The sequence below is a fragment of the Cupriavidus sp. 05N38 genome (assembly GCF_056397345.1).
On record NZ_JBFTNF010000058.1, the window covers coordinates 53198 to 59411 of the forward strand.

Annotated in this window: 8 protein-coding genes; 3 read left to right on the top strand and 5 right to left on the bottom strand. The window is 71.0% G+C overall.

The annotated features are described in order from the left end of the window. Positions 1-5 precede the first annotated feature (5 nt). Positions 6-1295: an MFS transporter gene (locus AC1DK4_RS31085; RefSeq protein ID WP_441615533.1), complete on the bottom strand. Its 1290-nt coding sequence runs from the start codon at positions 1293-1295 to the stop codon at positions 6-8. A gap of 118 nt (positions 1296-1413) precedes the next feature. On the opposite strand from AC1DK4_RS31085, the gene AC1DK4_RS31090 reads away from it, so the two are divergent. Then, on the top strand, positions 1414-2313 hold the full coding sequence (locus AC1DK4_RS31090) for a LysR substrate-binding domain-containing protein (protein WP_441615535.1): 900 nt from the start codon (positions 1414-1416) through the stop codon (positions 2311-2313). Here the strand turns inward: AC1DK4_RS31090 and AC1DK4_RS31095 are convergent. Next, complete coding sequence (locus tag AC1DK4_RS31095; protein ID WP_441615736.1) at positions 2291-2764, bottom strand: helix-turn-helix domain-containing protein; 474 nt, start codon at positions 2762-2764, stop codon at positions 2291-2293. The genes AC1DK4_RS31090 and AC1DK4_RS31095 overlap by 23 nt on opposite strands. Positions 2765-2855: 91 nt before the next feature. Here AC1DK4_RS31095 and AC1DK4_RS31100 point away from each other — a divergent pair, with 91 nt between their 5' ends. Both AC1DK4_RS31100 and AC1DK4_RS31105 read left to right on the top strand, forming a co-directional pair. Then, a complete protein-coding gene (locus AC1DK4_RS31100) occupies positions 2856-3731 on the top strand; it encodes a class I SAM-dependent methyltransferase (RefSeq protein WP_477131992.1) in 876 nt (291 codons plus the stop codon). A gap of 102 nt (positions 3732-3833) precedes the next feature. Beyond that, positions 3834-4316: a hypothetical protein gene (locus tag AC1DK4_RS31105; protein WP_441615537.1), complete on the top strand. Its 483-nt coding sequence runs from the start codon at positions 3834-3836 to the stop codon at positions 4314-4316. Between the two features lie 56 nt (positions 4317-4372). On the opposite strand, the gene AC1DK4_RS31110 is transcribed toward AC1DK4_RS31105, so the two are convergent. The 3 genes from AC1DK4_RS31110 to ygfZ form a co-directional block, all read right to left on the bottom strand. Next, a complete protein-coding gene (locus tag AC1DK4_RS31110) occupies positions 4373-5197 on the bottom strand; it encodes an NRDE family protein (protein WP_441615539.1) in 825 nt (274 codons plus the stop codon). Between the two features lie 123 nt (positions 5198-5320). Further along, positions 5321-5611, bottom strand: coding sequence for a DUF4936 family protein (locus AC1DK4_RS31115; protein ID WP_441615541.1), 291 nt, complete (start codon positions 5609-5611; stop codon positions 5321-5323). Positions 5612-5640: 29 nt separating this feature from the next. Then, positions 5641-6214: CAF17-like 4Fe-4S cluster assembly/insertion protein YgfZ (ygfZ, locus tag AC1DK4_RS31120; RefSeq protein ID WP_477131990.1), on the bottom strand; the 574-nt coding region annotated here is incomplete at its 5' end.

Sequence of the window (6214 nt, forward strand, 5' to 3'; positions counted from 1 at the left end):
CGGCGTTACGCGCGCGGGAAGAGCGGCCGGGCGAGCAGCGCGCAGGCGCTCGCCGCCAGCCAGACACCAGGCCAGCCAAAGCCGGCGGCCATCCCCGGGATCGCCAGCGGTACCAGGAAGAAACCGGAAAAGGCAAAGGTATTGCCCAGTCCGAGCGCGGTGCCGGCGCGCGCCGCGCCTGCGATGGTGGCCAGCTCGGTAAAGGCCACGCCGTGCCAGGCCGAGGCGCAGATGCCGCCCAGCACCAGGCAGGCCATCAGCGCCGGCAGCAGCAGGGCGCGCCAGCCCGGCGCGGCGGCACTGAGCCAGGTCAGGGCGGCCAGCGCGGCAAAGACGAACAGGGTCACCAGGCTGCAACCGCGCATATAGCCGCGCCGATTGCCGCGGCGGTCGGTCCAGCGGCCGCTCCACACACGCATCACGGCGGCGCCGGTCTGCACCGCGGCCACCGTCATGCCGGCGGCGGCGACGCCGATGCGGCCGAAGTCGTGCAGGAACACCGTGGCGAACGTCAGCACGGCCACCTGCGGCGCGCACATCAGCCCCATGCCGCCCACCAGCCGCCAGACCCGCGCATCGCGCAGCGGGCCGCGTCCCGGGCCGGCAACAAGCGACGGGCCGCTGGCCGGCTGCGCGGACGGCGGCTCGTGGACCCAGCACCAGGCAAACACCGCGGTCACCGCGCAAAGCACGGCGAGCGCACCGTAGACCGCGGCGAAGCCCAGGGCCTGCGCCAGCAACGGCAAGGCCAGCGCGCCCAGGCCGCCGCCGGCCGGCACCGCGGTCTGGCGGATGCTCATGGCCAGGCCGCGTTCGCCTTCGCGGAACCATGCCATCACCGCGCGGCCGCTGGAGCCGTTGACGCTGCCGCCCAGCAGGCCGAGCACCAGCAAGCCCAGCGCCAGCAGCGCGTGGCCCGGCACATGGCTTGCCGCCGGCGCCATCGACGCTGCCATCAGCCCCAGCCACAGCGCGGTGGCCAGCAGGCCGGTCAGCAGCACGCGCCGGTCGCCCCAGCGGTCGGTCAGCAGGCCCCAAGGCACCTCGCTCAGGGCGATGCCGAGTCCCATCATGCCGAGGCAGAAGCCCAGTTCGCCGTCGTCCAGCCGRTAGCCGCTGCGCATCAGCACGGCCGTGGTCGGGATGCCGGCAAACGCGGCGGCAAAGCTGGCATTGGCCGCCACGCCGGTGGCCAGCACTTTCCAGCGGTGGCCGGGCTGGTGGCGTGGGGAACCTGGCAGGCTCGCAGGCCGGGCGGCGGCGGGCAAAGTGGCTGGAGATGAAGCGCGCGACATGGAATCCCCTGGGAAGAAGCGGCACGAATGGCCTTGACGCCCCGATTCTCTCAGTCGAAAATAATCCCGAATATCAGATAATTTTTTACTGAACATCCCAAATATCAGGACGATTTACATGGCTTCGGTGAATTTCGACCTCGACGTGCTGCGCAGCTTCGTGGCGGGGATGGAACTTGGCAGCTTCGCGCGGGCCGCCGACCGGCTCGGCCGCTCCACCTCGGCGGTCAGTGCGCAGCTCAAGAAGCTGGAGGAGCAGGCAGGCACGGCGATCTTCCGCAAGGCCGGGCGCGGCCTGGCCCTGACCGAGGCCGGCGAAACCATGCTGGCCTATGCGCGCAGGCTGCTGGAGCTCAATGACGAAGCCGCCTCCGCGGTGCATGGCGTGGCGCTCGAAGGCTGGGTGCGCTTCGGCTTGCAGCAGGATTTCGGCGAGATGCTGCTGCCGGAGGTGCTGGGCCGCTTTGCACGCGCGCATCCGAAGGTGCGCATCGAAGCGCGCGTGGCGCGCAATGCCGAGCTGCTGGACGGCGTTGCCGCCGGCCGGCTGGACATGGCGCTGGCGTGGGACGATGGCGTGCGCATGCCGCATATGGAGCGCGTGGCGGAGTTGCCGATGTGCTGGATTGGCCCCGCCGCCGCGCACGTGCCGTGGCACGAGGGCGAACCGCTGCCGCTGGTCGCGTTCGAGCCGCCATGCCGTTTTCGCTCGGCCGGCACCGCCGCGCTCGATCGCGCCGGCATTGCCTGGCGCGTGGCCTTCACCAGCCCGGGCCTGGGCGGCCTGTGGGCCGGCACGGCCGCGGGGCTGGGCCTGACGATCCGCACGGCGATGGGCCTGCCGTCATCGGTCCGGGCCTGGGATGCGGGCGAGGGCGGGCTGCCGCGGCTGCCTGCGCTGGCGCTGGCGCTCTACCGCAAGGATGACGAACTGGATGCGCCGGCCGCACGGCTGGCGGGCATCGTCGCCGAGGCGGTGCGCGAGGCGCTGCCGGTCAGGCTGGCCCAAGCCGCTTAGCCTGGCGTACCGGACCGCCCGGTGAACCGGCCCGCGGGGTCGTCTTTCTCCGGGCTCCGATGGCGCCGGACGCGGCAGCCCGCAGGATGCGGCGGAAGGTAGGGCATTCCAGGTGACTCGGCTCGGGGCAGGCGGCGGCGTGCCGCAGGCCGTCGCGCAGGGCGCTCAGGTTGCGGATCGTCTTGTCCAGTTCCTCCGCCTTGGCCGCGAGCATCTGCCGGTCGATGCGCGGGCGCCCGTCCGGCGCGAACATGAGCGCGATCTCGTCCAGCGAAAAGCCGGCGGCGCGCCCCAGCGCGATCAGCGCCAGCCGCTCCAGCACGCCGGGACCGAACAGGCGGCGCAGGCCGCGCCTGCCGATCGAGGCGATCAGCCCCTTCTCCTCATAGAACCGCAGCGTCGAGGCCGGCACGCCGGATCGCTGCGCCACCTCGGCTATGTCCAGGTTCATGTCCGGATCTTTCACCCTCTTGACCTCAAGTCGACTTGAATTTGTATAGTGCAACCTCCGCTACTTGAAGGCAAGCAAAGGGGGGATGATCATGGAAGTCATGCAGCAGGCTGATGATGAGCAGGGAAGGCTCTGGAACGGTCACGCCGGGCGCGCCTGGGTCGAGGCGCAGGCATCGCTGGACGCTATGTTCAGGCCGTTCGAAGACCTGCTCGTCGAAGAAGCCGCCTCGGCCGGAACCGCAGGCCGGGTGCTCGACGTGGGCTGCGGCACGGGCAGCACGACGCTCGCCGTTGCGCGGCTGCGCGGCGCAACGGCCCGCTGCACCGGCATCGACATTTCGCAGCCGATGATCGCCGCCGCGCGGGCCCGCGCCGCACGGGAAGGCATGCCGGCAAGCTTCATCTGCGCCAACGCGCAGGTCCACGCCTTCGAGCCGGCAAGCTTCGACATGATCATTTCGCGCTTCGGCGTCATGTTCTTCGATGACGCGGTCCGGGCCTTTGCCAACCTGCGGCGAGCCGCGCGGGACGACGCCGGGCTGCGGTTCGTCGCCTGGCGGRGCGCCGCGGAGAATCCGTTCATGACGACGGCCGAGCGCGCCGCGGCACCGCTTTTGCCGAACCTTCCCGCCCGCCGGCCGGGCGCGCCGGGACAGTTCGCCTTCGCCGACCAGCACCGGATCTGCGCCATCCTGGCGCAGAGCGGCTGGGCCGGGATCGATGTCCGTCCGATCGATGTGGCCTGCACCCTGCCCGAGAACGAGCTGGTCGGCTACCTGACCCGGCTCGGTCCCGTTGGCCTGATCCTGCAAGAGGCGGACCAACGCACCCGCACGCAGGTCATCGAAACCGTCCGCGCCGCCTTCGCGCCTTATGTGCATGGCGCCGAAGTCCGCTTTACCGCTGCCTGCTGGATGGTCGGTGCCCGCGCGCCGTCCGCGCCAGCGGCCGTTGCTGGCGCCTAGTACCTGGTACCAGCTACGAAGCGGCGGCGCGCGGGGCGGTATCATCGCGGTCTTTGATTTCTTGCCGCCCGCCTTGCGGTGGCGCCCGCTTCCGTCCACGCCATGCCAGAGAACCGTTCCCGCCTGCTCCAGGCCCTCGCCGATGCCATTCCCGCCCTCGAATCCGCCGCGGCGCCAGTCGGCGATCCGCCGGCCGGCGAGGCCCTGTTGTCAGCCTGGCTCCATCCCTGGCTGGCGGGACATTGCCTGGCGCAGGTGGACTGGCGCGAGTTCAGCACGCATGGCGCCCAGGTCGTGGCCGCGCTCGCGGTGCTGCGCGCTGCCGGCGTGCGCGCCATCGATGTCGACGATCTCTACGACGAAGACGGCATTCCGCTCGGTGGCGACGACAATGATTTCGATATGGAGCCCGCGGCCCTCTACCTGAGCCATGTCAACCGCGAGCTGGCGCCGCACGGCATGCAACTGCTGGAGATCGGGGGCTTCGACGATGCGTGGCTGCTGGCCGTGCGCAACGACCCCGGCGCGATCCGCGCGCTCGACGCTGCGCTGCGGCCGCTGGCACTGCAGGCGCGGCAGTACTGAGGGTTCCGGCGCCGGCCGGCAGGCAGGGAGTGGCGCCGCAGGCCGGCGCTCGCGTCTCAGGGCGCGGGTACCTGGCCCGCGTCGCGCGCCACGCGCAGGTGGCCGCGGTAAGAGACTTCGCCAGTGCGGCCGCTGGCATCGAAGCTACGTTCGTTGAGCTCGAAGCGGCCGTCGTGGCGCACCCGCAGCACAGTGCTGGCGCGCGTGCCGTAGCTGGGCGAGCGGATAAACGCCGACGAGAGCACCTTTTCCCATTCCGGCGTCACCCCGGTACGGGGGAGTTCGAAATCCAGCGCCTGGCGCGTGTCGGCCAGCAGGTCGAAGTAGGGATCGGCGCTGGCGCCGATCTGGCCGGTATCGGCCGCCAGCGTTTCCGCCAGCGCGCCGACTCGGCTGACCACCTTGGGCCAGGGGGTGTCCAGCAAGGCGTTGGACAAGCCGTACAGGCCCGCCTTCAGCCGTTGCGGATAGGGCGCCGTGCCGCGGTTGCTGTACCACCAGAGCTCGCGCAGGTCGCTCGCCAGCAGGTTGAAGCCGTTGTACGCGCCGGCGCGCGGCTTCAGCCCGGACAGGTAGCTATGGGGATCGTCCTCGCCGCGCAGGAATCCGGCCACCAGTTCGCCGCGCGAGCGGGCCTCGGTGCGCTTCTCGGACGGCGCGCGGTAGTTGGTCAGGGCCGCGAAACGGCCGTCGCCGGCCAGCCCCATCCACGTGCCCGGCTCGCCGATCACCTCAGCCAGGTCGCGACCCGCCAGCACCTGCGGGGCATCTTCCCACCAGTGCACCGGCGCCGCGGGGCGGGCGTAGAACTCGTCGCGGTTGCCGGCCACCACCAGGGCATAGTCGGGGTGGGATTGCCAGGCCACCAGAATCAGGCACATAGTGCTTCCTTTACTGCATTTGCTGCATTCACTGCGATCACAATATCCATGGCGCGCGCGCTGCAGGTGCGCCGCACGTCCACTGCGTATCCGGTTTGCGCTGCGCCGCGCGGCGAGGCCGGCTCAGAGCTGGTCCAGGTCGACAAACCGCTCGACCTGCCGCTCGCCGCTGACGAAGCGCTGCAGGCCGCTCTGCCGCCACAGCCCGTCGAGCAGGATGTCGAAGGCGGGCGGCACGTCGGCATAGGCTTCCATCCAGGTCTGCATGCCGTCGCGCGTCTCGGGCCTGCGTAAGAGCGTACCACCAATTCCGCCCGCCTCGGCAACGGTCTCCATCCAGCGGTGCCAGTGCGGCAGCGCTTGCTCGGCCAGGGTTTCCGGCACCCGGAAATAGACGTAAAGGTGATCGCTCATGACTGCCTCTCGCTCGCGCCGGCGGATGCTCAGGCCGCTTCGCCGAATGGTACCGCGTAGGGCAACTCGCCCGGCCGCACCGGGCTGCCCGTGGCGCTGCCCAGGTGCAAGGCCCCGCCGGCGGCATCGATCTTCAGCTCGGCGAGTCCGTCCCAGCCGCCTTGCGGCGCGGCGGCTGCATTCACCACCATGCCGCAGGGCTGGCCGGGGTCTTCGGGGCGGAAGATCTCGGTGGCCGCGGCCGGCACTTCGCCTTCGCCGTGGATCAGCCACATGCGGCGCTTGAGCGTGCCGCGGTACTGGCTGCGCGCGACGATCTCCTGGCCGGGGTAGCAGCCCTTGCGGAAGCTGACGCCGCCCACCAGTTCCAGGTTGATCATCTGCGGGACGAACTGTTCCTGCGTGGCGGCGGCGATGCGCGGCACGCCCGACTGCACGTCCAGCCAGTCCCACACGGCAGCATCCGCCGGCTGCAGGGTGGCCGACAGCGCGGCCTGCATCTGCGGCGCCTGTTCGGCCGGCAAGGCGATCTGCCAGCGCGGCAGGCCGGCAGCATCCGGCAGGCGGATCACGGTGGCGCCGGCCGCCGCGGCGGTCTGCCAG